The sequence below is a fragment of the Caloranaerobacter longqiensis genome (assembly GCF_050286925.1).
In the GTDB taxonomy this organism is placed as follows: domain Bacteria; phylum Bacillota; class Clostridia; order Tissierellales; family Thermohalobacteraceae; genus Caloranaerobacter.
On record NZ_JBFWFX010000013.1, the window covers coordinates 1 to 25,978 of the forward strand.

23 protein-coding genes and 2 tRNA genes are annotated in these 25,978 nt (G+C 28.4%); 23 read left to right on the forward strand and 2 right to left on the reverse strand.

The annotated features are described in order from the left end of the window. Nucleotides 1-63 precede the first annotated feature (63 nt). A tRNA-Ile gene (locus tag AB4Y15_RS10340) sits at nt 64-140 on the forward strand. An 11-nt stretch (nt 141-151) separates the two neighbouring features. Continuing rightward, nucleotides 152-227, forward strand: a tRNA-Phe gene (locus AB4Y15_RS10345). A gap of 36 nt (nt 228-263) precedes the next feature. Here the strand turns inward: AB4Y15_RS10345 and AB4Y15_RS10350 are convergent. Next, nucleotides 264-1,268: a ribonuclease H-like domain-containing protein gene (locus AB4Y15_RS10350; RefSeq protein WP_427340277.1), complete on the reverse strand. Its 1,005-nt coding sequence runs from the start codon at nt 1,266-1,268 to the stop codon at nt 264-266. 171 nt (nt 1,269-1,439) lie between these two features. Between AB4Y15_RS10350 and AB4Y15_RS10355 the strand changes: the two genes are divergently transcribed. From AB4Y15_RS10355 to AB4Y15_RS10435, 17 genes are all read left to right on the forward strand, one after another. Next, entirely contained in the window at nt 1,440-3,578 is a 2,139-nt protein-coding gene (locus tag AB4Y15_RS10355; protein ID WP_427340278.1) for an Eco57I restriction-modification methylase domain-containing protein, read from the forward strand. A 50-nt stretch (nt 3,579-3,628) separates the two neighbouring features. Beyond that, nucleotides 3,629-4,192 carry a hypothetical protein gene (locus AB4Y15_RS10360; protein WP_427340279.1) on the forward strand — a complete coding sequence of 188 codons (564 nt, stop codon included), beginning with the start codon at nt 3,629-3,631 and terminating at the stop codon, nt 4,190-4,192. A 75-nt stretch (nt 4,193-4,267) separates the two neighbouring features. Continuing rightward, the gene (locus AB4Y15_RS10365; RefSeq protein ID WP_427340280.1) at nt 4,268-5,839 is read left to right on the forward strand and encodes an S-layer homology domain-containing protein; all 1,572 of its coding nucleotides are present in this window, start codon (nt 4,268-4,270) and stop codon (nt 5,837-5,839) included. Between the two features lie 30 nt (nt 5,840-5,869). Next, nucleotides 5,870-6,262, forward strand: coding sequence for an NUDIX domain-containing protein (locus AB4Y15_RS10370; RefSeq protein WP_427340281.1), 393 nt, complete (start codon nt 5,870-5,872; stop codon nt 6,260-6,262). A gap of 170 nt (nt 6,263-6,432) precedes the next feature. After that, a complete protein-coding gene (gene glnA, locus AB4Y15_RS10375) occupies nt 6,433-7,863 on the forward strand; it encodes a type I glutamate--ammonia ligase (protein WP_427340282.1) in 1,431 nt (476 codons plus the stop codon). Nucleotides 7,864-7,949: 86 nt separating this feature from the next. Further along, nucleotides 7,950-9,395 carry a hypothetical protein gene (locus tag AB4Y15_RS10380; RefSeq protein ID WP_427340283.1) on the forward strand — a complete coding sequence of 482 codons (1,446 nt, stop codon included), beginning with the start codon at nt 7,950-7,952 and terminating at the stop codon, nt 9,393-9,395. Between the two features lie 78 nt (nt 9,396-9,473). Next, a complete protein-coding gene (locus AB4Y15_RS10385) occupies nt 9,474-10,472 on the forward strand; it encodes an acyl-CoA dehydratase activase-related protein (RefSeq protein ID WP_427340284.1) in 999 nt (332 codons plus the stop codon). Beyond that, complete coding sequence (locus AB4Y15_RS10390) at nt 10,444-11,553, forward strand: acyl-CoA dehydratase activase-related protein (RefSeq protein WP_427340285.1); 1,110 nt, start codon at nt 10,444-10,446, stop codon at nt 11,551-11,553. The genes AB4Y15_RS10385 and AB4Y15_RS10390 overlap by 29 nt, the downstream gene beginning before the upstream one ends. Beyond that, on the forward strand, nt 11,528-12,508 hold the full coding sequence (locus tag AB4Y15_RS10395; protein ID WP_427340286.1) for an acyl-CoA dehydratase activase: 981 nt from the start codon (nt 11,528-11,530) through the stop codon (nt 12,506-12,508). The genes AB4Y15_RS10390 and AB4Y15_RS10395 overlap by 26 nt, the downstream gene beginning before the upstream one ends. Before the next feature lie 179 nt (nt 12,509-12,687). Beyond that, nucleotides 12,688-13,095 carry an RrF2 family transcriptional regulator gene (locus AB4Y15_RS10400; RefSeq protein WP_427340287.1) on the forward strand — a complete coding sequence of 136 codons (408 nt, stop codon included), beginning with the start codon at nt 12,688-12,690 and terminating at the stop codon, nt 13,093-13,095. Nucleotides 13,096-13,222: 127 nt separating this feature from the next. Then, complete coding sequence (gene cooS / locus AB4Y15_RS10405; protein WP_427340288.1) at nt 13,223-15,115, forward strand: anaerobic carbon-monoxide dehydrogenase catalytic subunit; 1,893 nt, start codon at nt 13,223-13,225, stop codon at nt 15,113-15,115. 51 nt (nt 15,116-15,166) lie between these two features. Continuing rightward, nucleotides 15,167-15,616 carry a 4Fe-4S dicluster domain-containing protein gene (locus AB4Y15_RS10410; protein ID WP_427340289.1) on the forward strand — a complete coding sequence of 150 codons (450 nt, stop codon included), beginning with the start codon at nt 15,167-15,169 and terminating at the stop codon, nt 15,614-15,616. 1 nt (nt 15,617) lies between these two features. Further along, entirely contained in the window at nt 15,618-16,844 is a 1,227-nt protein-coding gene (locus AB4Y15_RS10415; RefSeq protein ID WP_427340290.1) for an NAD(P)/FAD-dependent oxidoreductase, read from the forward strand. A 116-nt stretch (nt 16,845-16,960) separates the two neighbouring features. After that, entirely contained in the window at nt 16,961-17,398 is a 438-nt protein-coding gene (locus tag AB4Y15_RS10420) for a nucleoside recognition domain-containing protein (protein WP_427340291.1), read from the forward strand. A gap of 24 nt (nt 17,399-17,422) precedes the next feature. Continuing rightward, nucleotides 17,423-17,881 carry a nucleoside recognition domain-containing protein gene (locus tag AB4Y15_RS10425; protein WP_427340292.1) on the forward strand — a complete coding sequence of 153 codons (459 nt, stop codon included), beginning with the start codon at nt 17,423-17,425 and terminating at the stop codon, nt 17,879-17,881. Between the two features lie 110 nt (nt 17,882-17,991). Further along, nucleotides 17,992-19,035, forward strand: a complete 1,044-nt coding sequence (locus AB4Y15_RS10430) for an HD-GYP domain-containing protein (RefSeq protein ID WP_427340293.1) — start codon at nt 17,992-17,994, stop codon at nt 19,033-19,035. A 48-nt stretch (nt 19,036-19,083) separates the two neighbouring features. Further along, on the forward strand, nt 19,084-20,793 hold the full coding sequence (locus tag AB4Y15_RS10435; protein WP_427340294.1) for an ABC-ATPase domain-containing protein: 1,710 nt from the start codon (nt 19,084-19,086) through the stop codon (nt 20,791-20,793). Between the two features lie 15 nt (nt 20,794-20,808). On the opposite strand, the gene AB4Y15_RS10440 is transcribed toward AB4Y15_RS10435, so the two are convergent. Then, a complete protein-coding gene (locus AB4Y15_RS10440) occupies nt 20,809-21,798 on the reverse strand; it encodes an asparaginase (protein ID WP_427340295.1) in 990 nt (329 codons plus the stop codon). A gap of 420 nt (nt 21,799-22,218) precedes the next feature. Here AB4Y15_RS10440 and AB4Y15_RS10445 point away from each other — a divergent pair, with 420 nt between their 5' ends. From AB4Y15_RS10445 to AB4Y15_RS10460, 4 genes are all read left to right on the forward strand, one after another. Further along, nucleotides 22,219-22,371 (forward strand): hypothetical protein, encoded by a 153-nt coding sequence (locus tag AB4Y15_RS10445; protein ID WP_427340296.1) that lies wholly within the window; start codon nt 22,219-22,221, stop codon nt 22,369-22,371. A 274-nt stretch (nt 22,372-22,645) separates the two neighbouring features. After that, a complete protein-coding gene (locus tag AB4Y15_RS10450) occupies nt 22,646-23,803 on the forward strand; it encodes a cysteine desulfurase family protein (RefSeq protein WP_427340297.1) in 1,158 nt (385 codons plus the stop codon). 6 nt (nt 23,804-23,809) lie between these two features. Beyond that, complete coding sequence (thiI, locus tag AB4Y15_RS10455; RefSeq protein ID WP_427340298.1) at nt 23,810-24,994, forward strand: tRNA uracil 4-sulfurtransferase ThiI; 1,185 nt, start codon at nt 23,810-23,812, stop codon at nt 24,992-24,994. Between the two features lie 292 nt (nt 24,995-25,286). Further along, nucleotides 25,287-25,877 (forward strand): TetR/AcrR family transcriptional regulator, encoded by a 591-nt coding sequence (locus AB4Y15_RS10460; protein ID WP_427340299.1) that lies wholly within the window; start codon nt 25,287-25,289, stop codon nt 25,875-25,877. The last annotated feature ends 101 nt before the right edge of the window (nt 25,878-25,978 follow it).

Consider the following 25,978-nt stretch of genomic DNA (forward strand, 5'->3'; position numbering starts at 1 on the left):
AAGGGAGTAGGTCCCTAATCGGGGCGCGAGGGTTCAAATCCCTCCTTCTCCGCCAAGATTTAAGGGCCCTTAGCTCAGCTGGCTAGAGCGTCCGGCTCATAACCGGCAGGTCCGGGGTTCGAGTCCCTGAGGGCCCACCAAAATAGAATATGCCCAGATAGCTCAGTCGGTAGAGCAGGGGACTGAAAATCCCCGTGTCGGTGGTTCGATTCCGCCTCTGGGCACCAAAAAAACTCCTATCGTAAATATTGCGATAGGAGTTTTTATTTTAATATATTTGTTAGTATTTCGCAAACAACATTTTTCAAGTTTTGTCTGATTATTTTATCTTCTATTTTTAGTAAAATATAGTTTTCAGGGATATTATAGTCAGTTTTATCGATAGATGTAATATTGAAAGAATAATCATCTTTATTCAAATAAAAACACTTTTTATTGTCTGTTAACATTCCCACATTAACAATAAAAGATATATTTATATTTCCTTCATTTGTAATCCATTCAAGTTTAAAACCATCTTCATAGTATATATAATTAGGTAGAGTACATTTAGTTGTTATACCTGTAAGAGTGAGACTATTTTCTTTAATGGATATATTGTTTAAATCAAAACTAAAGTTAATATTATAATTATTAAAATTAATAGTTAAGTTTAAATTACTTAAATTATCTATTATTTCGTATATCTTAAGTAACTTATGAAGATAGTAAATATCTTCGTAATTGTGCTTAAGAATTATTTTTTTTACACTTTCATCTTTTGTTTTTAAGTATTCAAAATACATTTTAACACTTTCTTTGCCTGAAATTTTGTCTTCTCTATTAATCCCAAGATATTTTTCTACAGTTTTAAGTTTGCAGTTGTTTAAACCTAGAATACTTTTGTGTTTTCTTACTACTTTGAGTAAATCGATACTCTTATCTATGTCAATAAAGTATTCTAGTCCATGTTGTTTTAATTTACCATTGATGAATGGTATATCAAATATATTGCCATTAAAGGTGAAAAATAAATCAAATTGAGTGATGAATTTTATAAATTCATTTAGAATTTCTTTTTCTTCTTCTAATGAATTAGCAAAAAACTGAGTAATTTTAATTTCATTATTTTTGAAATACATTATTCCTATCAAAATAATTTTATCTTTTTTACGATTAAATCCTGTTGTTTCAATATCCAAGAAACAAAAGTTTTTATTGTATGTAATTGTTTTTAAATAATCAGGTATTTTCAATTGTTCTTGAAAAGAGTTCGTGATAATTTCCATATAAACCTCCTTAAGAATCAATAGTTAAGTATATTAAAGAACAAAATATAACAATGATATAACTATACTTTTATATTATAATATAGATATAATAAATTTTGATATATGAACTTGAAAGGGAAAAGTAATAATGAGGCTTTTTGCCTCATTTTTTCAAGTGGAGGTAGAATGATGAAAAATAAAGCTTATGAAAAAGAATTAATAAAAATCACCAAAGAGTACCTATATAAATACAAGAATCAAGGGATAGATAGTTATATAAATAATTTAAAGGGTATTCTTTATTATATAGGTAAAGTAATTTTATCAATTTCGTATTATAGATCAGAAAAAATAACAGAGAAAGAGCTAAATGACATATTAAACAATAACTCTATAGAAAAGCTTCCTGAAAAGTTTAAGGAATTTGAAATATCTTTTGGCGAAAAAGTAATGCTTACTAGTAATGAGAAATCTGAAATAGTATCTTTGTTAAATAAATTTGGGAACGAAGAATTGTGTGAATTTTCATTAGGCAAACTTTATGAAGGGCTTATAACAGGTAAAGAAAGAAAACAATTAGGACAGGTATATACCCCAAAGAGTATTATAAAATATATGATAGAAGAAGGGATAAAAGAAGAATATATTATTGAGAATCCTTATTTTAAGGTGATAGATCCAGCTTGTGGCGGTGGTTATTTTTTAATAGAGGCTTATGAAAAGATTAAATTTATAATAAAAAATAATTATGAAAAAATAATTTGCAAAAATCCAGAAGTTAAAATGCAGTTAGATAAGAGTATACATGAATTTATATTAAAAAATAACATTTGGGGGACAGATGTAGATGAATTTGCAGTATATATGACAACCATTTCACTTTTATTGAAAGATACAACAGGTAATAGTTTTAATTTGAATATATATAAGAAAGATATTTTATTAGATGAGGAAGAGAACTTGTTGAATTTACTTCCAGATAAAAATTCTTTAAATGGTATTAAGTTTGATTTAGTAGTAGGCAATCCTCCCTATATAGGGCATAAAAAAATTAGTAAAATTTATAGGCAGAAATTAATACATTATTATTATGATGTATTTTCTGATAAAGCAGATATTTCATTTTGTTTTATAAAAAAAGGATATGATTTATTAAAGGAAAATGGAAGACTAATTTTGATTACATCTAGGTATTTTATTGAATCTCCATCAGGAAAGTTTTTAAGGAAATTTATTAAGGATAGCTTTACTATAGAGTCATTAATTGATTTTAATGGGTATAAAGTATTTAAAGGAATTGGAATAAGTCCACTAATAATAAAATGTATAAAAAGAAAGATGAACAATACAGAGTTTGATGTCTACAAATTGAAGAAAAAGTTAGATTCAAGTGATGATTTTGATATAGTAGATAAAAGTACTTATGAAAACTTTAAAGTAAAATTTATTGAGTTAGATGATAAAGGGTGGATATTTATAAATCCTTTAGAAAAATTAGTTTTTGAGAAAATAGATTCTCAAGGAGATTATAAATTAGAGGATATTTGTGAAAGTTATCAAGGTATAATAACTGGTTGTGATGATGCATTTATTGTAGATGCAGAAGAAGTTAATAAAGGTAATTTAGAGCGTGATATTTTGAAACCATGGATAAAAAATAGTTATATACAGAAATACACAAGAACTGCAGTAAATAAATATATATTATATACAGATTCAATTAAGAATATAGACGATTATCCTAACACATTAGAACATATATTGCCATATAAAGAGAGATTAGAAAAACGTAGAGAATGTATGAAAGGTATTAGAAAATGGTATGAGCTTCAATGGGGTAGAAATTTAGAAGTTTTCAAATCACCTAAAATAATTTTTCCATTCAAATCTGAATCAAGCAGGTTCATGATAGATTATGATAATTTATTTTGTAGCGCTGATGTCTATATTATAAAAATAAAAGATATATTCTTAAACGAAGTTACAATGGAGTATTTGACAGGTTTTTTAAACTCATCAGTTTTTGAATTTTATTTTAAGACGGTTGCAAAAAAAGTAGGAAATAATATGTATGATTTTTATCCTAATAAACTGATGGGATTAAAGATAAAGATAGGAGAAAATATTAGTTTTATTTCTGAAAAAGTTAAGAAAATAATAAGTTACTATAATGATATTAATCAATTATTAAAAAACAAATTAAATGCTGAAAGAATTGATGAGTTGCAAACTAAAATATTTGAAGAGATAGAGAAAATTGATGAATATTTTTTTACACTATATAAATTAGAACCTAATGAAATTGAAATAGTTAAGAATAAAATCTAATGTAATATTTAAAATAATTTTTTAATGTAACCCAATAGGGGGCGTATAAAGTGTGTATTTTAAAATTAACCGAGTATAAAGCCGAAATAGCTGAAAAAATATGTATTGATAGATTTGAGAATGATTTAATGCTTGTATTAAACAATTTTAGTGAACATGATATAAAATCGACCATCCAATTGATTAAAGATAGCATAATAAAATTAGAAGAAAAAGGAGTTATTTTTGATTCAAGGTTAATCAATCTTTACTGTATAATGAATTTAGGATTAGCTTGGAGTATGTATAGAAAAGGGAAAATAATCCAAAAGGAAGAGTCAGTTATAGGTAGGATTTTTAAAATTGATGAAGTAGAACTAAAAGAAAAGTTGATAGTTTATTTAACTGATCAAAAAAATTATAAATTGCTAATAGATGATATTTCATATAGATATTTTACTTTATATCTAAGCAGGCATATTGAAGATATAATGAGCAGAATGGAAGTAGGTTTTCATCCTAGTATATTAGATGAGGAGGATCTTAAAAATGTATTTCTTAGTTTTCTTAAGAAGTTTAGTGTAGATTTGTTAATTATGGGTATAATTGATGAGTATCAAAGATGTAATAGTTAATTATATGTTATAATAAATATGATAAAAGATATGGGAATAAAGTAGATACAGGTTGGCTGCAAAAGGGGGGTTACTATGAAGAAAATCAAAGCAGTTTTATTTATACTGGTCATAGCTTTATTTTTTGTAAATTATAGTATTGTGATGGCTGGGACTTTCTATTTAGATATTTTTGGCCACTGGGCAGAATATACGATATTATGGGCTACCAATGAAGCCAACCTTTTTAATGGTTATCCTGATGGTACCTTCAGACCAGATGATAATATTACTAGAGCTGAATATATTACAATACTATATAGAGCAGCAATGGAAAAGAAAATACTTAGTAATAATGCTATAAATGAAGAGGAAAGTAGTTATGAAGTAGCAAATGAAAGTGCTGGTAATACAGACATTAATAAAGAAGTTGATGAAAGTGAATCTGTTATAGCAAACGATAATGTTGATAGTACCAATAATATTGTTGAACAAAATAATGAATATACTTTACATTATGATGATTTAGACAGTAATTTTTGGGCTTATAAAGAAATTTTATCAATAGCAGAGTTTATTGATAAATATAGTATTAGTCTGAAATTTAAAGATATTTTCCCTGGAAATAAATTTGAGCCTAATAAATATATTACTAGAGAAGAGGCTACAATTTTGTCTAGTTTTTTTACTACCCCACCAATAGATGAAAAAACTAAAGAATTTGTGGATATTGACCAAAGCTATAATTATTTTGATATAATTAAGAATTTAGTAAATAATGGAATAATTGAAGGTTATGAAGATAGTACATTTAGACCTTATAGGAATATAACAAGAGCTGAGTCAGCAACTTTGATTAAAAGAATATATTATGATATGGATTATTTAAATGGAAAGTATTTAAATGATATAGAGTTTATTGATTATACTTTAGGAGATAATTTTAGGCTATTTGGAGATTATTCTGATAGAAAATTAGATGACAAAGATATATTGTATAAAAAAGCTGTTTCAACATTAGAATATATTAGTTTGATGGGTTATATTCCTTTTGAAGAGCAGCATTTGTATCTTAAAGACCCAATTAAAGCACTTAAAGAGCTTAAAGAAGCTGGTTATTACAATGTTGTAGGAGTTAACTACTATTTAGTGAAATTCGATACTATAAGCAAAGAAGAGAAAGAAAAGTTACTTATTGAGCTTTTGGATAACTATCAATTGAGGGATGATATTGACGATATTGAATCTTTATTAATTTTTAAAGAGTGTTTGGATTATAATATCGAAATTGATAAATTAATAAGTGGTTTAGATAAGTGGTATGCTGTTGCAGAGGAAAATATGACTAAATTAAATATACAATTTATAAAATCGAAAGTATATGCTAATAACAATGATTATGAAAAGGCAATGGAAATATACGAACAAGATTTACCAACCGATGATATAGAGATTTTAAAATGTTTTATAATGAATAAAGCTTATTTACAATATAAAATAAATGAATTTGAAAATGCAGAATCTATTTTAAGAGACGGTTGGGAAGTTGTGAAGACAAATAGGCATTATCTTTCATATAAGAGTATGTATGATAAGGAGTTTATTGGAGCAATTAAAAAAGTTCTTATGGTTCAGTCTGAATACTATTTAAAAATAATTCAGCAATAGGAATATATAAATATTTGAAAGGAAGATTTTATGTTTAGAGTACTTACTAAAGCACTTATCAGAAAAGGAGAAGAAGTTTTATTATTGAAACGAAAAGATAGTTCATTCGGGAGTGGATTATGGGATATTCCTGGAGGTAAATTAGAATTTGGAGAGTTTCCTAAAGAAAGTTTAGAAAGGGAAATTTCTGAAGAAACCTCGTTAAAGGTTAAAGTTATAAGACCATTAAGTATTAGTTCTGGCATTAATGAAATAAGAACTAAACAGTATATTACTATAGTGTTTTTATGTGATTATCAAGGTGGAGATATTAAATTAAATGATGAACATAGTGAATATAAGTGGGTTAATATAAATAAAATAGATGATTTTGAAAAGGTTTATTATGTAGATGAAGCAATTAATGAGCTTTTAGCTAACTGATGTGGCCATTGGCCACTTTTTCTTTTTTGTAAAAAAGTTAAATAAAAAGGCGAATGATGAAAACTAATAACTATTCCTACTGCACATTGTTTTCTGGTAAATCTTATTTGACATTACAGAAACTTTGAAATATTATAAAATTACAGAAAACTTAACAAGAGGTGATTTTTATGTTTGAAGATGTTAGTCAGGTAATTAATTTTTGTGAAAAAGAAGGGATAGAAATAATTGATTTTAAAGTAGTAGATTTAGCAGGAAGGTGGCATCATTTATCGATACCAGTAGAGAGATTTAACGAAAAGATACTAGAAGATGGTATAGGTTTTGATGGGTCAAGCTATGGTTTTTTAAGTGTTGAAAGATCAGATATGATTTTTAAACCTGATATTAAGACAGCCTTTGTAGATCCATTTTGTAAAGTACCAACATTGAGTATGATTGCCGATATATATCAAATTACAGATAAGAGTGAGAGGTTCCAATCAGACCCTAGATATATTGCCGAAAAGGCAGAAAAATATTTAAAAGAAACTCAAATTGCAGATGAATATATTATTGGTCCGGAATTTGAATTTTATGTATTTGATCATATATCGTTTATTAACAAAAATAATCATCAGGAAGTGTACATAGATACTGAACAAGCATATTGGAACAATGGTAATAAAGATTATCAAAATCTAGGATATAAAGTAGAATTTCAAAAAGGTTATCATGTAGATTTACCTAAGGACGTTACTAACGATTTAAGGTCTAAAATTACTAGACAATTAGAAGACTTGGGTATACCTGTTAAGTATCATCATCACGAAGTTGGAGGATCAGGGCAGGTAGAAATAGAGACTCAGTTTGGTAGGCTAAGAGAAATGGCAGATAAAACTTTGATTTTAAAATATGTTGTTAAGAATTTAGCTATGCAAGAAGGCAAGACTGTTACTTTTATGCCAAAACCTTTGTATGGAGAAGCTGGTAGCGGAATGCATGTGCATATGCAACTTTTTAAAGATGGCAAACCAGTTTTCTATGATGAAAAAGGATATTCTGGATTAAGTGAAACAGCTTTATATTATATTGGTGGTATTTTAAAACATGCTCCAGCTTTACTTGCATTTACAAATCCTAGTACAAATTCTTATAAAAGGTTAGTTCCTGGATATGAAGCACCTGTCAGTATATGTTTTGCTACTGCGAATAGAAGTTCAGTAATAAGAATACCTGGTTATGCTAAAAAACCAGAGAAGAAGAGATTTGAGTTTAGGCCTTCAGATGCAACAGCTAATCCATATCTAGCTTTTTCTGCTCTTTTACTGGCGGGTATCGATGGAATATTAAATAAAATAGATCCGGTTAAAGAAGGTTATGGTCCTTATGATGTAAACATTTTTGATTTACCTGAAAAAGAAAGAAAGAAAATTAAGAGCTTACCAAAATCATTAGATGAAGCGGCTGATGCATTAGAAAAAGATTATGAGTTTTTATTAGCAGGTGGTGTTTTTACTAAAGAGCTTATAACTGATCATATAAGAAGAATTAGAGAAGATGCAAGGAAAATAAATATCATTCCTCATCCTATGGAGTATAGGTTATATTATGATTTATAAGCAGCATTTGTGCTGCTTTTTTTCTTGAAATAGATTTGATATACAGTTAAACTATAATCATAGTATAGAATGAAAGGAGAAAGAATGTGAAAGATATAAATAGTAGTATTCAGGTAGAAAATGATTTACAAAATTTATATAATGAATTTTTAAAAAATGCTGGGATTATAGCTTTCTATGATATAGTTAGGGACATAATATTGATTAATAGAGATATAGATGAAAAACGAGAATTATTTGAAAAACTTGAGAAAGAAGGTGAAAATGTTTTAGATTATTTTGAAAAAATTAATGATAAAGTATTAAATATGGAAATAATATTAGGTTTAAGTGATATAGAAGATAACTTAGGAGAAGAGTATTTTAGAAATTTTAAAAATAAAATTGTTGATTTAATTAAATGTTTAAATAGTTATGCTACTGAGATGTCATATTCTTTAGAAATTGCTAACGAATTATTAAATAAAAAATTGATAGAAGAAAATAATGACTATGCGAATATGACAGTAAATTTTGAAAGTTTTTATAATGATATATTTAAATTCTTAGTATCAGATAAAAACACATTACAGGAAAAAATTTCCGAAATCATACGATTAGTGCCATTTAGAATGTCTAAACACAAATTTTATGATATTGTAAGAAATGCTTTACTAAATTATTTAAAGGATTTTAACGAAAGTAGTGTCAATGATTATATAGAAGAACTAAAGAGTATGTTTAATGGTTCATTAAACTTACAATATGGAAAAAGTTTTGATTATTATTTTACAAAGACACAAGGTTATAAAAAATTTGATTTTAAATCTGCTGATTTGAAGGAAGTGGAAGAATTAAAAGACGAAATTTCAAGATTGCTTTTAGAAATATATGATTTAACGACGATGTTAAGTAGACTTGGGATAATAATAAATAAATTTATAGTTATTGAAAAGACTAAAAAATATTTAATTAAAGGTTTAGATAGAGAAAATATTAAGAAAACAATAAAACAACTTAAAGAAGTAATGAGTGAAAAAAATTTAGAAAAGGGCCAAGAATTATTATTGATTTGTGAAGAAAAAATTGACTATATAATTACTTCTTTAAATGAATCAGTCAAATTAATGGAAAAAGTTAGTAAAAAAATGATGGATGAGGATTATGAAGACTATTTGAATAGTTTTTATTTTGAAATGATAGAAGTTTTTTCTTACTTAAAGGATTCAGGTTATAAGGAAGTTAAATCATTAAATGTAGATGATTTTAAAATTGTATCTGATGATTATTTGGAACAGGCAGTTGATAATTTTATTCAATATATAGACCGAAATATAAAAGATATGACAAATGTTTATAGAAAAGTTAGAATGAGAAGACTGTTAAGTATCTTAAATGAACAGTTCAGTAGTATGGAAGAGTTTTTTGAATATCTGGAGAATTCACTTGAATTAAATACCTCTAAAAAAGATTTACAATTGGCTTTATATAATATTGCAGAGTTAATATTAAGTTATGAACAAAATACTAGCTTTAAAAAAGACTCCGATTAAGGAGTCTTTTTTTCAATCTATTTAATGTTTATTTATAAAATTATTTGACCATAATAATAGTTGGATAGGAGGTGTTTTATGGCTTATAGAGTCGGTATACCACAGGCATTACTCTATTATGAATATTATCCTTTATGGAAAGAGTTTTTTACTGAGTTAGGAGCAGAAATAGTATTATCTTCAAATACAAATAAATCTATATTAAATGCTGGAGTGTCTAGTTGCGTTGATGAAGCGTGTTTACCTGTAAAAGTATTTCATGGTCATGTAGAGGAACTTAAAAATAAAGTTGATTATTTGTTTATACCTAAGTTTATTAGCGTTTGTAAAAAAGAATATTTATGTCCTAAATTATTAGGATTACCTGAAATGGTAAAAAATTCAATTGGTAATTTGCCACCAGTAATAGATGTAGAGATTAATCTGTTAAAATCGAATACTAATTTACGTAAGTCAGTAATAGAAATTGGTAAATTTTTCACATCTAATAATAAGAAGATAGACTTGGTTTTTAATAAAGCTATTGATAGATTTAATGAATATAGAAAGTTGTTAGCTAATGGGGTAATACCTATTGAAGCAATTAAAGTTTACAACAAATATATTAATAGCATTACAACATTAAAAAATAGCAAATATAAAATTCTTGTTTTAGGACATTCTTACAATTTATATGATGAATTTTTAAGTATGAAACTTATTGAAAAACTGCAGAAAGAGAATATGAGAGTAATAACTCCAGATATTGTAAGTATAGATAAAATAAATTATTATGCATCAAAATTACCTAAAAGAATGTTTTGGAGTTTTGGAAGAAAGATTGTAGGTGCTTCTTTTTATTTAATCGAGGAAAATGCAATTGATGGGATAATTTATATCTCTTCATTTGGCTGTGGTTTAGATTCTGTTTTAATCGATTTGGTCTGCAGAAAGGCAAAAAAATTTAAAGTTCCATTTACATTAGTAACTATTGATGAACATTCAGGGGAGGCTGGAGTTAATACAAGACTAGAGGCATTTATAGATATGATTATATGGAGGGACAGTAATGAAAATTACATTTCCACACATGGGTAATACTTACATTGCAGTGAAAGCAATGCTTGAAGATTTAGGGCTAGAAGTGATAGTACCACCAAAATGTAGTAAGCGTACACTTGAATTAGGTACCAAATATTCACCAGAATCGATTTGTCTACCTTTAAAAATCAATATAGGCAATTATATTGAAAGTATAGAAAGAGGAGCAGATACAATACTAATAACTGGTAGTTGTGGACCTTGTAGATTTGGCTTTTATCCAGTAATAGAAAGAGAGATTTTAAAGGATTTGGGATATGATGTGGATATTATAGTATTTGATCCTCCAGATGGTAATTATAAAGAATTGATAAATAATATAACAAAAGCAGTAAATACAAAGAATCCGATTAAGATATTAAAGAGTTTTAATAGGGGAAGAATTATACTGAAAGAAGTGGATGGATTATTTGAATTTTCAAATAAAAAACGTGCCTATGCTGTAAATAGTTATGAAGTAGATAGAATTATGCAAAAGTTTAGTGAAGATGTTTTAAAAGCTAAAGGTGTTATGGAAACTAAAAAACTGATAAAAAGAGCTTTTAAAGAGCTTGAAAAAGTAGAGGTTGATAATACAAAACGTCCATTAAAAGTTGGAATTGTAGGTGAGATATATACTGTTATCGAGCCATATGTTAATTTAGATATCGAGAGAAAACTTGGACATATGGGAGTTTGGGTAGATAAGTTTTTAACTACATCTAGATGGGTAGAACATAATCTTACACTTGGCCATTTAGGATTAAGTGAAGAGAGGAAGGCTTGGAAGGCAGCAAAACCATACATAAGCACTTTAGTTGGTGGACATGGAAGAGAGACTGTTGGAAGTGCAATTATGTATGCAGAAAAAGGATATGATGGTGTTATACAACTTTTGCCATTTACCTGTATGCCAGAAATAGTAGCTGAGACAATACTTAAGACTGTTAGAAAAGATTATGATATTCCAATATTAACTTTGATAGTAGATGAGTTAACTGGGGAAACAGGTTATGTTACAAGATTAGAAGCGTTTGTTGATCTGTTAGAGAGAAGAAGGGAGGAAAAGAAATTTGAAAGAGTGTTATCTAGGAGTTGATGTAGGTTCTGTAAGTACAAATATTGTTATTATAGATGAAAATAATGATGTTATAGTAAAAAAATATATAAGGACTAAAGGGAAACCAATAAAAGCTATTCAGTTTGGTTTAAAGGAAATAAAAGAAGAAATTGGTGAAATAGAAGTAAAGGGTGTAGGAACAACGGGTAGTGGAAGATATTTAGCAAGTATATTAATAGGTGCTGATATTGTCAAAAATGAAATTACGGCACATGCTGTAGCAGCATTAAATTATGTACCTAATGTTAAAACAATATTAGAGATAGGAGGACAGGATTCTAAGATTATTATTTTGAGGGATGGTATAGTAACTGATTTTGCTATGAATACAGTATGTGCAGCTGGTACTGGTTCATTTTTAGATAGGCAGGCTGCTAGGTTGGGAATAGATATAAAAGAATTTGGTGAATTAGCCTTAAAATCAAACAACCCTATTAGAATTGCTGGAAGATGTGCAGTATTTGCGGAATCAGATATGATTCATAAGCAGCAATTAGGACATAATCAAGAGGATATCATAAACGGTTTATGTGAAGCTTTAGTAAGAAATTATCTAAGCAATGTAGGAAAAGGTAAGGAAATTCTTGCTCCAGTTGTATTTCAAGGGGGAGTTGCAGCAAATGTAGGAATAAAAAGAGCTTTTGAAAAAGCTCTTGATATGGAAATATATGTACCAAAGCATTATGATGTAATGGGGGCAATTGGGTCAGCAATATTGGCTAGGAAAGAAGTCAAGTCAAAAGAAGCATCAAAGTTTAAGGGATTTGAAGTTGCTGATATTGATTATAAAGTTAAAGGTTTTGAATGTAATGACTGTGCAAATATGTGTGAAGTTATTCAAATATTAGCTGAAGATAAAGTTATAGCTAGATGGGGAGATAAATGTGGAAAATGGACGAATCTATCAGATATTAATTTACAGAGATTAGCATAATCTGAGCCTGAGTAAAAAACTCAGGTTTTTTGTTTAAGTATAACTAATACATTTCTTAAAACTTCCTACAATAGTTTTATGATAATATAATTTGAAAAAAATATTGACATACTTATAACGATATATTATTATAAAAATATACTAAACAAGTATACTTTTGTTGGAGATGGAGTGAACAAATGAAAATAACACAGGAAGCAGATTATGCTTTAAGAATAATTTTATTTCTTTCGAAGGCTGGTATGGATACCACAGTAGATGCAAAAAATATATCCGAAAGTGAAAATATACCAACTAGATTTACTTTAAAAATACTTAGAAAGTTAACTAAGGCTGGGCTGACAAAATCTTTTAGAGGGGTAAATGGAGGATATTCATTAAATAGAAATCCAGAAGATATTACATTAAAGGATGTTATTGAGGCAATAGATGGACCTATCTATGTAAATAGGTGCCAATACGATGATAAGCATTGTAATCTTCATAGAACCAATACCTGTGATATCCATAAAGCCCTTTTTAAAGTGAGGAAGAAGTTAATAGAGGAACTTGAGAGTGTAAATTTTAGAGATTTAATGAAGCAATAGATTATAAATGATTAAATTAAAATTAACAAGAATAAGTAAATATTATTATGGGCAAAATTATACTAAATTAGTATACATTCAATAAAAAGTATACAAAATTAGTATAGTATAAAAGGAGGAATAACTTATGAAAATGTGTAGATCTTCTGACAAAAAATTAGAAAAATTCCTTTTATCTAAGGAGGTTGAAACTTCATTTAATAGGGTCCAGACTCAAAGTATTAAATGTGGATTTGGGCAGCAAGGTGTATGTTGTAGACTATGTTCGAATGGGCCATGTAGAATAACTCCAAAATCACCTAGGGGAGTATGTGGTGCTACTGCAGATACAATAGTAGCTAGAAACTTTTTAAGAGCAGTTGCTTCAGGTGCTGCATGTTACTTACATGTTGTTGAAAATACAGCTAGAAACTTAAAAGCTGTTGGAGAAAAGAAAGGAAAAATTAAAGGGATAAATACTTTAAATGAATTGGCTGAGCTATTTGGTATTCAAGAAGATGATATTCATAAAAAGGCGATTAAAGTAGCAGACAAAGTTTTAAATGATTTATATAAAGCAAGACATGAAAAAATGGAATTAGTTGAAAAAATGGCTTATAAACCAAGATATAAAAAATGGGAAGAATTAAATATACTTCCGGGTGGTGCAAAATCAGAAGTATTTGATGCCATAGTAAAGACATCAACTAATTTAAATAGTGATCCAGTTGATATGTTATTACATTCATTAAATCTTGGCATTTGTACAGGTCTTTATGGATTGACTCTTACAAATTTATTAAATGATGTAATGCTTGGAGAGCCAGTAATAAGAACTGCATCAGTAGGATTTAAGGTTGTAGATGAAGATTATATAAATATTATGATTACTGGACATCAACATTCAGTTATATCCCATTTACAAGATAGATTAATCGATGAAGATATCAAGAGATTAGCAGAAAGCGTAGGGGCAAAGGGCTTCAAATTAGTTGGATGTACATGTGTAGGTCAAGATTTACAGCTTAGAGGTCAGCATTATCAGGAAGTATTTTCAGGACATGTAGGTAATAATTTTACAAGCGAAGGTCTTATAGCAACAGGCGCTATTGACTATATAGTATCAGAGTTTAACTGTACATTACCAGGTATAGAGCCAATAGCAGATGAATATATGGTAGGAATGATTTGTCTTGATGATGTTGCTAAAAAGGCAAATGCAGAATATGTAAACTTCAACATGAATAAAGAAGAAGAGATTTCTGAATACATCATAAATAAAGCTTTAGAAAGCTATAAAAATCGAAGGGGTAAAGTAAAAATAGATATTCCAAAGGACCATGGACATGATGACGTAATTACGGGCGTAAGTGAAAAGTCATTGAAAAAATTTTTAGGGAATACATGGAAACCACTTATAGCCTTAATAGCTGAAGGTAAAATCAAAGGGGTTGCTGGAATAGTAGGTTGTTCAAACTTAACAGCTATGGGACATGACGTATTTACTGTTGAGCTTACTAAAGAACTAATCAAAAGAGATATTATCGTATTATCAGCTGGTTGTTCAAGTGGTGGATTAGAAAATGTAGGCTTAATGTCACCTAAGGCAGCAAGTCTAGCTGGAGACAACTTGAAATCAGTATGTGAAAGTCTAGGTATTCCTCCAGTACTTAATTTTGGGCCATGCTTAGCTATAGGTAGACTTGAAATAGTAGCTACTGAGCTTGCAGAAGCATTAGGTATAGATATACCTGAACTGCCATTAGTTTTATCAGCTCCACAATGGCTAGAAGAGCAAGCGTTAGCCGATGGAGCCTTCGGGCTAGCATTGGGACTTCCATTACATTTAGCTATACCTCCATTTATAACAGGTAGTAAATTAGTTACTGAAGTTTTAACAAATACTTTGACTAATATGACAGGAGGGCAGTTAATCCTTGAAGATGATGTAAAAAAAGCAGCAGATAAATTAGAACAAATAGTCATTGAAAGAAGAAAGTCACTAGGACTAGTTGTAGAAGATGAAGGGAAAATAGCATAATCTATTTTCCCTTTACAACCAATTAGCAATAGGGCGAAAGGAGAGATTGCAGTGCTAAAAAGAATTAAAGTCGATAGAGACTTGTGTATGGCCTGTCTTAATTGTGTGCTTGCATGTATGGCTGAGCATAATGAAAAAGGAAAGAGCATTTATGATTTAGATTTAGAAGACGTATCTAATGGAAGTAGAAATCATATAGAGCTTGATAAAAATAAATGTCCAACACCAATTATTTGTAGACATTGTGAAGAACCAGAATGTGTATATACTTGCATGAGTGGTGCTATGACAAAGGATAAAAAAAGTGGACTAGTATTATATGATGAAGAAAAATGTTCATCATGCTTCATGTGTATTATGGCATGTCCCTATGGAGTTTTAAAGGCTGATGAAGTAGAGAAAAGGGTAGTATTAAAATGTGATATGTGTGGAGATAGAGAAATACCTAGATGTGTTGAAAGTTGTACTACCGGATGTTTAAGTATAGGGGAGGATGAATAGCATGAGATATGTTATTTTAGGAGCAAGTGCTGCTGGGGTTAATTGTGCTAAGACTATTAGAGAATTGGATGAAGATGCAAATATAACAATGGTTTCAAAGGATAAATATATATATTCAAGGTGTATGCTCCATCATATAATAGCTGATAAAAAGAATATTGAAGAACTTAATTTTGTAGATAAAAGATTTTCAGAAAATTATAAAATCAATTGGATAAAAAATACTAAAGTAGAAAGACTTGATATAGATAAAAAGAAGGTTATTTTAGATAATGGTGAAAGTTTAGAATATGATAAGCTCTTAATAGCTACAGGCTCTTCTTCATTTATGCCTCCAGTTAAAAATTTGAGGGAAGGTAAAGGTATTTATGGTTTAAGAAATATTGAAGATGCTATTAAAATAAAGGAAGAAGCAAAAAATACAAAAAATGTATTAGTATTAGGAGCGGGTTTAGTAGGAATAGATACTGTTGTTGGGCTTTTAGAACAAAATATAAATATTACGTTAGTCGAAATGGTAAAAAAAATTCTTCCTATGCAGCTTGATGAAAGAGCTTCTTTACGATATGAAAAACTATTTGAAGCTAAGGGAGTTAAAATTAAAAAAGGAGTTAGAGCAGAAGAAGTATTATTAGATGAAAATAGTAGAGTAAAAGGAGTAAAATTAAATACTGGAGAAGTTATAGATTGTGAAATGATAGTAGTTGCTACAGGAGTTAGACCAAATATAGATTTTATAGAAGAAAATATTATAAAAATAAATAAGGGAATAGTTATAAATAATAGATGTGAAACTAATGTTGAAGATATCTATGCAGCAGGAGATGTATGTGGAACAAGCCCTATATGGCCCTTGGCTGTAAAACAGGGTATAGTAGCAGGCTACAATATGGCTGGAATAGATAGGGAGCTAGAGGATTACTTTGAATTGAGGAACTCTATGAACTTTTTAGGACTTCAAACAGTTTCTTTAGGCTTAATAGAAGCTCCAGATGAAAGTTATAATGTGGATATAGAGGAGTATAGGGATACATACAAGAAAATAATTCATAAAGATGGAATAATATACGGTGCAATAATTCAAGGAGATATATCCTATTGTGGAGTATTTACTTATTTAATTAAAAATAAAGTAAAGATATCCCATATTAATAAAGATATATTTGAAATAAATTATTCAGATTTTTTTAATATAAAGGAAAATGGTGAGTATAGATATGTTGTATAAAAAATCAAGTAGGAGGTAGATGAATTGATTCATTTACCTCCTATTTGATTTATAAAACTTTTAGTTATGATATAATAAAAATCAGTAAATTATAAAATTAATGGAAGGGAGTTATTATGCAAAAAAGAGTTACAGGTACTATAGGAAATGCTATGTTTAATGGTTTGAAAAGTGGTTTACAAACAACATTTTTTCTTTCAAAAATCATTATAACTGTTTATTTTATTATAACATTTCTTAAATATACACCTTTTATAGATTGGATTTCTAATCTTTTTTCACCTTTTATGAATATTTTCGGATTGCCTGGAGAAGCATCTATAGTATTAGTTCTGGGAAATGTATTAAATTTATATGCAGCTTTAGGTGCTGTATCTACTTTAACATTAACAGTTAAACAATATACAATAATAGCTGTAATGCTTTCTTTTTCTCACAGTCTGTTTATGGAAACTGTTGTAGCCAAAAAAATTGGAATTAGTGTTTTAGGTGTTATTTTATTAAGATTGACTTTAGCTATATTATCTGGAATTATATTAAACCTGGTAATTTAGGAGGGGGTTAAACTGGATTTAGTTTTGATATTTAAAGAAGCAGTTAATGGTAGTATTAATTCAATATTAACTATTGCTAAGGTGATAATACCTTTAATGATACTCATGGAGATACTTAAAAATTTTAAATTTCTTGATAAGTTATCTAATTTATTGAAACCAGTAGCAAGATTTTTAGGATTATCAAAAAATTCTATTTTTCCTTTGTTAATAGGTTTAATTTTTGGTTTAGCATATGGTGCAGGTGTAATAATTCAATCTGCGAAAGAAGGCGAGTTACAGAAAAAGGATTTGTATTTGCTTATGATTTTTTTAGTTTCTTGTCATTCAATTTTTGAAGATACCTTACTATTTGTAGCGATTGGTGCTAATGGATGGTTACTTTTAAGCTTTAGACTAATTACAGCTATAATTTTGACTATAGTTGTAGCTAGAATTCTTGATAAGTTGGTCAAAGCTCAAGATGGCACAATGAAAAGTTGAAGGATTTATAGTAGTATTATCGAAAATATAAATATGAGTTCTAGAAAGGGGGGTATAGACCGTTGGCTTAATAAAAATAGTTTTTTCAGATATAAGTCAACGGGATTAGTATGGGTATTATAAAGATTGATGAAGTTATGCCGGGAATGGTTTTAATTGAGGATGTTGAAGATTTAAATACTGGTAATATATTACTTAAAAGTGGAACTGTTTTAAATAAAAAAAATATACTACATTTAAAAAATATGAATGTAAGTTATCTGAATGTTCTTGAGATAACAGGTGAAATAAAAGAAGTAAATAAAAATAAACAGAAATCATTTATTAATAAATATGATAAATTAGCTAAAAAAACAAAAAAGGTTTTAAAAGATATAAAGCTAGGAAAAAAAATTATAATTTCAGAAATAAGTGATGAAGTAAATGATATTATAGATGAAATAACTAGTAGTAACAACATATTAGGTAGATTGAGACAGATTGAACAAAGTGACGATTATACTTTTCAACATTCTTTAAATGTTTGTATGCTATCAATTATGTTAGGTAAATGGTTAGGATATACATGGAGAGAATTGAAACAATTGGCACTTTCGGGAATATTTCATGATATTGGTAAGTTGAAAGTATCAAAAGATATAATTGAAAAACCTAGTAGATTAAATGAAATGGAATTTAATATTGTAAAAAAACATACTGTATTTGGATATAATATTCTTAGAGAAACTGTAGGGATCAGTCAAAATATAGCTTTTGGAGTTTTGCAACATCATGAAAGAGAGGACGGTAGTGGATATCCTTTAAGACTTAAGTCAGATAAGATACATGAGTTTGGTAAAATAATTGCAGTTTGTGATATTTTTGATGCAATGACTTCAAAAAGGATATATAAAGATAAAAAATCACCGTTTAAGGTAGCTGAACTTATAGCTGAAAATAGATTTGGAGTTTTAGATGCAAGAATTTCTACTGTTTTTTTGGATAATATTTCGAAGTTTTATATAGGTAATTTAGTTAAGTTAAGTAATGGATCTATAGGTGAAATTGTATATGTAAACAAAAATATTCCTACTAGACCAGTTGTAAAGGTAGAGGATGATTTTATTGATTTAATGAAAGCGAAAGATATAGAAATAATTGACATCATAGAATAGAGGCTTAAGTCCTCTTTTTTTTAGCAAAATTAAACAGGAGGCGTTTACATGAGGAGTAAGGAGTTTTTAAGAAAAAAGTTAAATCAGTTAGATAATAAAGGCTATAAATTATATAAAGAAATACAAGGTGAATATGATTTTAATGATTTTATACTTTATATAGATTATGTGCAAGGTGATCCATTTGCTTCACCTAGTAGAATGAGAGTAAGAATTTCTATTGAAAAAGCTAAGATACCTAAGAAATATTTCGATACTAAGTATAAAAAAATAGCTTTAGAAGATTTTTTGATAAGGAGTTTTCATAAAGAAATTAAAAGCAATTCAAAGGGGATTAGAGGAACTGGAAAAAGTGGCCTCATACATATAGATGTTGGAGGACAGGAAATATTAGAAAGAACGGCAGCTAAGGTAAATGAAAATTATATAGAAATAAGGTTTTTTGTTGGACTTCCTGCAAGAGGAAGAAAAATACTTGCAAAAATTGCAATAGAAATGTTATTTAATGAGATACCTAAAATAGTTGAAAACTCTTTAATATATGATAATTTTAATAAGACTTTGATGGTTGATTATGTGAATCTTATAGAAGACCAAGTATTTTTGAGAGAAGAAATGAGAAAGAGAGGACTGATAGCTTTTGTAGCTAATGATTCAATCCTACCAAGAGAAAGTGGTATAAGTGATAGACCTATGAAGGGTAGAAAAGTTATTCCTTTCAAATCACCAAAGTCTTTAGAAGTAGAGTTTAATTTGCCCAATAGGGGTCATATTAAGGGGATGGGAATAAAACGTGGTGTAACATTAATTGTAGGAGGAGGTTATCACGGAAAATCTACTCTATTAAAAGCTATTGAAAGAGGAGTATATAATCATATACCAGGGGATGGAAGAGAATTCGTACTTACAATAGAAGATGCTGTTAAAATTAGAGCTGAAGACGGAAGAAAAATTGAAAATGTAGATATATCACCATTTATCAGCAATTTACCTTTTGGTTTAACAACAGAAGATTTTACGACTGAAAACGCTAGTGGAAGTACTTCTCAAGCTGCTAATATAATGGAAGCATTAGAAGTAGGAACTAGTTTGCTATTATTAGATGAAGATACTAGTGCAACTAATTTTATGATAAGAGATGGAAGAATGCAAAGCTTAGTTTCAAAGGAAAAAGAACCTATAACTCCTTTTATTGATAGGGTCAGACAATTATACGAGAAGATGAACATTTCTACAATACTAGTAGTTGGAGGCTCAGGAGATTATTTTGATGTTGCAGATTGTGTAATTATGATGGAAAATTATGAACCTAAAGATGTAACAGATAAGGCAAAAAAGATTAGTGAAGAGTATAGAAGTTTAAGGAAGATAGAGGTAAGTGGGGAATTTGGAAAAATAAAAAATAGAATTCCTATCAAAAAGAGTTTAGAAATAAAAGGAAAAGAGAAAATCAAAGTAAAAGGCATAGATAAAATTATGTATGGGAAAACTGTAATAGATTTATCTTTTGTAGAACAGCTTGTAGATTCAAGTCAGACTGAGGCAATAGCAAATATTATTAAATTTATTAAGGATAAGTACATAAATGATAAAACTCCTTTAACAGATATTATTAAAAAATTATATAAAGACATTGAAGAAAAGGGTTTAGATATTATTTCTCCTTATACAGGAAGTCCTGCAGGAAATTTGGCCATACCTCGTCCTTACGAAGTTGCAGCTGCTATAAATAGACTTAGAATAATAAAAATGAAATAGGGCAATATAAATGCCCTATTTATATATGTCTTTTTCAAATATTTCTTTTATCTTATTTATATCCTTAGTTACGCTTAAAGCTAACATCAGCTTAATTCTAGCTTTTTGACCTGGAAGGTTGTCGCCAAATATAGCACCTAATTGTCTAAGTGTTTTACCAGCACCAGGATATCCATAAGTATCCAGAACTCTACCAGTTGGACATCTTGATACAATAACAACTGGGATATCGTTTTCTATGGCTTTCTTAATACCATTTACCATGCCTGGTGGAACATTTCCTCTACCTAAAGCTTCAATGACTATCCCTTTATATCCCGTTTCAATACAAAAATTAATAATGTCATCATCCATACCAGCAGCACATTTTATTAGAGCTACTTTAGGTTCAATTGAATCGGTTTCAATATGTTCATGATTTACTATATCTCTATAGAATATTACTTCATCATTGTCTACAATTCCTAAAGGTCCAAATTCTGGTGATTTAAAAGTGTTCAATGAAAGTGTGTTTGTTTTTGTTACTTCACTTGCAGCATTAACTTCATTATTCATGACTACAAGAACGCCTCTACCTTTAGCTTTTTCAGATATAGCCGTACATATTGAAGCTGACAAATTACTTGGGCCATCGTAACCTAATTCAGAACCATTTCTCATAGCTCCAACAACTATGATTGGTTTTTCAGATTTTATTGTTAAATCCAGTAAATATGCAGTTTCTTCTAAAGTATCCGTTCCATGAGTAATTACAACACCTGTTATATCATCTCTTTTTATTGTTTCTTTAACTAGCTTTGCTAATTCAATCATTTTATCTGGAGTCATATGTGGTCCAGGAAGTTTAGCAAAGTTTATAATTTCAATTTCAGCAAATTTTTCAATATTTGTAACCATGGCTAAAATTTCTTCGCTTGATAATGCAGGGATTGCAGCATCAATACGAGGATCAATTTTCATTGAAATAGTACCGCCAGTAAAAATAACTGCAACTTTTTTTTTCATTTTACAGTCCCCCTCAAAAATATAATGACATTATTATTTTACCATATAGTAGTTCTACAAATCATAAAAAGTTGTTTATTTAATAAGATTATAGAACATTAATAATTTTACATTATTGAAAAATAAAGCATAAAATCAAATTTTAATAATAGTATTTATATAAAGTTTTTTATAATCCATAGGAAATTATAATAAAATCTTATATTTTAAAAATTTAATGTTGATTTTATTGAAACTTCGTCTGGCATGTTTACATGCCAGAGTCGTTATAAACTACATTGAATTGTGGATAATTTCAAATGTAATTTCCGTAATGGATATGGGCAAAATCTACCTTATAATTTATTTAAAACGAAGATTTTGTTCTTAACTCATATTTATAGAAAAAACAGAAAAGGATTGGTTATTATGGTTTTTAGATTGAATTATACTGTTGACAGGAAAAAAAGAAAAAATAAAAAAGAGGAAAAAGATTATGAAAGGATCCTAGGTATATATGAAAAATGTATTTATTACAAGAAAAAAACATTGCTTAAGACAATGAAAGATAAAGCAAAAAGGCTCTATAATTAGAGCCTTTTAGCACAAAATAATAAATGGGAATAGAGGTAATTGAGGTTACCAGGGGGATAACTATCTAAATTGTAACAAAATCCGACAAAATGCGCAATATTTTTTAAAAAATTTTTTAAAAAATTAGTATATGATAAACATATTGTTGACAAACTTGTATTTTTTAGCAGATTTTTTTCAAATAACTCTTTTTCCTTTTAAATTAAAATATATTTATATATAATATGGATATAGTATATGTTAGTGATAACTTATGATAAATGAGGTGATTTAAATGGAAGTTTACTTAGACAATAGTGCTACGACAAAACCAAGAGATGAAGTTATTGATGCTATGATATATATGTTAAAAAGTGTATATGGAAATCCATCATCTTTGCATAGAAAAGGGTTAGAAGCAGAAAAGGAAATAGAAAAATCAAGAAAGATAATTAGTAAATTTTTAGGAGTAGACAGCAAAGAAATCTTTTTTACTTCAGGTGGAACAGAAAGCAATAACATAGCTATACATGGATTGATAAAAAAACATGCAAAGCGAGGAAATCATATTGTAACTACTAAAATTGAACATCCATCGGTATTAAACATATTTAAACACTATGAAGATAAAGGATTTGAAGTTACATACTTAGATGTTAATGAAAAGGGTATTGTCGATTTAAAGCAGCTTGAAAACAGTATAAATGATAAAACAATTTTAGTATCTATTATGATGGTTAATAATGAGATAGGAACAATACAGCCTATTAAAGAAGTAATTGAAATAATTAAAAAGAAAAATAAGAATGTAAAACTGCATGTAGATGGAGTACAGGCTTTTGGTAAAATAGATGTACAGCTTAAAAATTTAGGAGTAGATACTTTTTCTTTTAGTGGGCACAAAATTCACGGACCAAAAGGTGTAGGTGGGCTGTATATTAAAAATGGTACTATTTTAGAACCGATTATTTTTGGTGGCAATCAAGAAAAAGGTTTAAGGTCAGGAACAGAAAATACACCAGGGATTGTAGGACTGGGTAAGGCTGTCGAAATTATAAAAAATAATTTTGAAAATGAAAAAAATCATATATTAGAGATTAAAAAATATTTTATTGATAAAGTTATAGAAAGAATTGATAATATCAAGATAAATAGCTATACTGATGATAGATGTGCTCCGCATATAGTAAATATATCGTTTATTGGAGTTAAAGGTGAAGTATTATTGCATTATTTAGAAGAAGATGGTATATTTGTATCTACAGGTTCTGCATGTTCTTCGCATAAAAAGGGAAGGAGTCATGTGCTTAAAAGTATAGGTTTAAAAGAAAAAGAAATTGATGGAGCTATAAGATTTAGTTTTGCTTTTTATAATACAAAGGAAGAAATTGAGTATGTGATTGATAAGCTTGAAAAGTCAGTTAGAGACATAAGAAAAATTACAATGAGGTGATGAAATTTGCAAAGAATAGTGAGTATAAGTTTTGGAGAGATTGCCTTAAAAGGCTTAAATAGGTCATATTTTGAAAAGAAATTATTGAATCAAATTAAGTATTCTATAAAAGGATTGGGTGAACCTAAGGTCTATAGAGATCAAGGGAAAATATATGTTATTACAGATGATGAAAATATAGATGAGATAGTTGAAAAACTTAAAAAAGTTTTTGGTATAGTTTATATAAGTCCAGGATATAGAGTTGAAAAAGACATGGAAAAAATGATTAAAAAAGCTATAGAGGCTGTTAAGCAGACTGTTGCATATAAAGAAGTTAAAACATTTAAAGTTCAAGTGAAAAGAGCAGATAAAAAATTTCCAATAAAATCGATGGATGTTGCCAGAAAAATTGGAGCTGCAATATTAAGAGAATTGAAAGTATTAAAAGTAGATGTTAATAATCCTGATTTATTAGTAAAGGTAGATATTAGAGATTATTGTTATATATATACAGATAAGATAAGAGGTTATGGAGGATTGCCAGTAGGTACTAATGGTAAAGCACTTTTATTGTTATCTGGAGGAATAGACAGTCCAGTTGCAGGATTTATGATAGCAAAAAGAGGAGTTTCAATAGATGCGGTTCATTTTCATAGTTATCCATTTACAAGCGAGCGAGCAGAAGAAAAAGTTAAAAAATTAGCTAGTCTACTAGCTGAATACTGTGGTAATATGAAGCTCTATAGTGTAAACATATTGCCTATACAAAGAGAAATAAATGAAAAATGCCCAGAAGATGAAATGACTATTATATCAAGAAGATTTATGATGCGAATAGCAGAAAGAATTGCTGAAAAAGAGGGAATAGATGCGCTTATTACAGGTGAAAGTTTAGGGCAAGTTGCAAGTCAGACGATAAAAAGTCTTAATGTAACCAATTCGGTAGTAAAAAGACCTGTATTCAGACCTTTGATTGGTATGGATAAGGTAGAAATTACTGAAATTGCTATGGATATAGGAACTTATGAAACATCTATTTTACCATATGAGGATTGCTGTACTGTGTTTTTACCAAAACATCCAGTAACTAGACCGAATTTAGAAGATATTGAAAAATCAGAAGCATCTCTTGATATTGAAAGTTTAGTTGAAGATGCTATTGAAAAAATGGAAATAATTGAGATAAGTTCTCATGAAAATGCAGAGTAAATATTCTCTGCATTTTTTTATAATCCATAGGAAATTATAATAAAATCTTATATTTTAAAAATTTAATGTTGATTTTATTGAAACTTCGTTTGGCATGTTTACATGCCAGAGTCGTTATAAACTACATTGAATTGTGAATAATTTTAAATATAATTTTCGTAATGGATTAGGGCAAAATCTTCCTTAATTTATTTAAATCGAAGATTTTGTTCTAAGTTAGTTTATATTTTTTATTGACACTAGTGTCGAGAGTGATATAATTATAGTAAAGAGTAATAGTGGAGGGGGAAACGTGCCAAAAATAGTTGATTATGAGAAAAAGAAAAAAGAAATTGTTGAAAAGGCTATAAGTGTTTTTATTATGAAAGGATACTACAATACTAATCTTTCAGAGATAGCTAGTCGATGTGGAATGGGTAGAACTACATTATATCAGTATTTTAGCAATAAAGAAGAAATATTCCATTATGTGATTAAGAGTATTGTTGATACAATAAAGAGTGATATAAGAAAAACTTTGGAGAAAAAAGATTCTAGTTTTATAGATAAGCTTAAAGAGATTATAGAAAAACTTGTGTTATATCATAGCAATACTAAAAATATGTATCTACTTGTTGATTTTTGGCTTATTCTTGAAAGGGAAAATAGTGAAATATTAGAAAAGGTGCGTGAACATGCACTAGAACTAAGAAATACATTTAGAAATATATTACATGAAGCTATTGAATCAAAAGAGATAAAGAATGTAGATAAGGATACTATGTCGAAAGTACTATATGGGTTAGTTGAATCTTCGTTATTTCATATTGCTTTTGAAAAAGATTATAATCCAAAGAGCCATCTTAATTCTATAAACATATTAATTGATGGCTTAAAGGTATAATTTTTTTTTACTCTATTATTGACATATATGACGAAATAAACACATATGTTTATATAAAATATAATAGATTAGTATTAAATTAAAAAATATTTAAAATCTAT

Coding starts and splice junctions, on each gene's coding strand:
- AB4Y15_RS10350 (WP_427340277.1), bottom strand. CDS start 1,268: ATGGAAATTATCACGAACTCTTTTCAAGAACAATTGAAAATACCTGAT.
- AB4Y15_RS10355 (WP_427340278.1), top strand. CDS start 1,440: ATGAAAAATAAAGCTTATGAAAAAGAATTAATAAAAATCACCAAAGAG.
- AB4Y15_RS10365 (WP_427340280.1), top strand. CDS start 4,268: ATGAAGAAAATCAAAGCAGTTTTATTTATACTGGTCATAGCTTTATTT.
- AB4Y15_RS10370 (WP_427340281.1), top strand. CDS start 5,870: ATGTTTAGAGTACTTACTAAAGCACTTATCAGAAAAGGAGAAGAAGTT.
- glnA (WP_427340282.1), top strand. CDS start 6,433: ATGTTTGAAGATGTTAGTCAGGTAATTAATTTTTGTGAAAAAGAAGGG.
- AB4Y15_RS10385 (WP_427340284.1), top strand. CDS start 9,474: ATGGCTTATAGAGTCGGTATACCACAGGCATTACTCTATTATGAATAT.
- AB4Y15_RS10390 (WP_427340285.1), top strand. CDS start 10,444: ATGAAAATTACATTTCCACACATGGGTAATACTTACATTGCAGTGAAA.
- AB4Y15_RS10400 (WP_427340287.1), top strand. CDS start 12,688: ATGAAAATAACACAGGAAGCAGATTATGCTTTAAGAATAATTTTATTT.
- cooS (WP_427340288.1), top strand. CDS start 13,223: ATGAAAATGTGTAGATCTTCTGACAAAAAATTAGAAAAATTCCTTTTA.
- AB4Y15_RS10415 (WP_427340290.1), top strand. CDS start 15,618: ATGAGATATGTTATTTTAGGAGCAAGTGCTGCTGGGGTTAATTGTGCT.
- AB4Y15_RS10420 (WP_427340291.1), top strand. CDS start 16,961: ATGCAAAAAAGAGTTACAGGTACTATAGGAAATGCTATGTTTAATGGT.
- AB4Y15_RS10430 (WP_427340293.1), top strand. CDS start 17,992: ATGGGTATTATAAAGATTGATGAAGTTATGCCGGGAATGGTTTTAATT.
- AB4Y15_RS10435 (WP_427340294.1), top strand. CDS start 19,084: ATGAGGAGTAAGGAGTTTTTAAGAAAAAAGTTAAATCAGTTAGATAAT.
- AB4Y15_RS10440 (WP_427340295.1), bottom strand. CDS start 21,798: ATGAAAAAAAAAGTTGCAGTTATTTTTACTGGCGGTACTATTTCAATG.
- AB4Y15_RS10450 (WP_427340297.1), top strand. CDS start 22,646: ATGGAAGTTTACTTAGACAATAGTGCTACGACAAAACCAAGAGATGAA.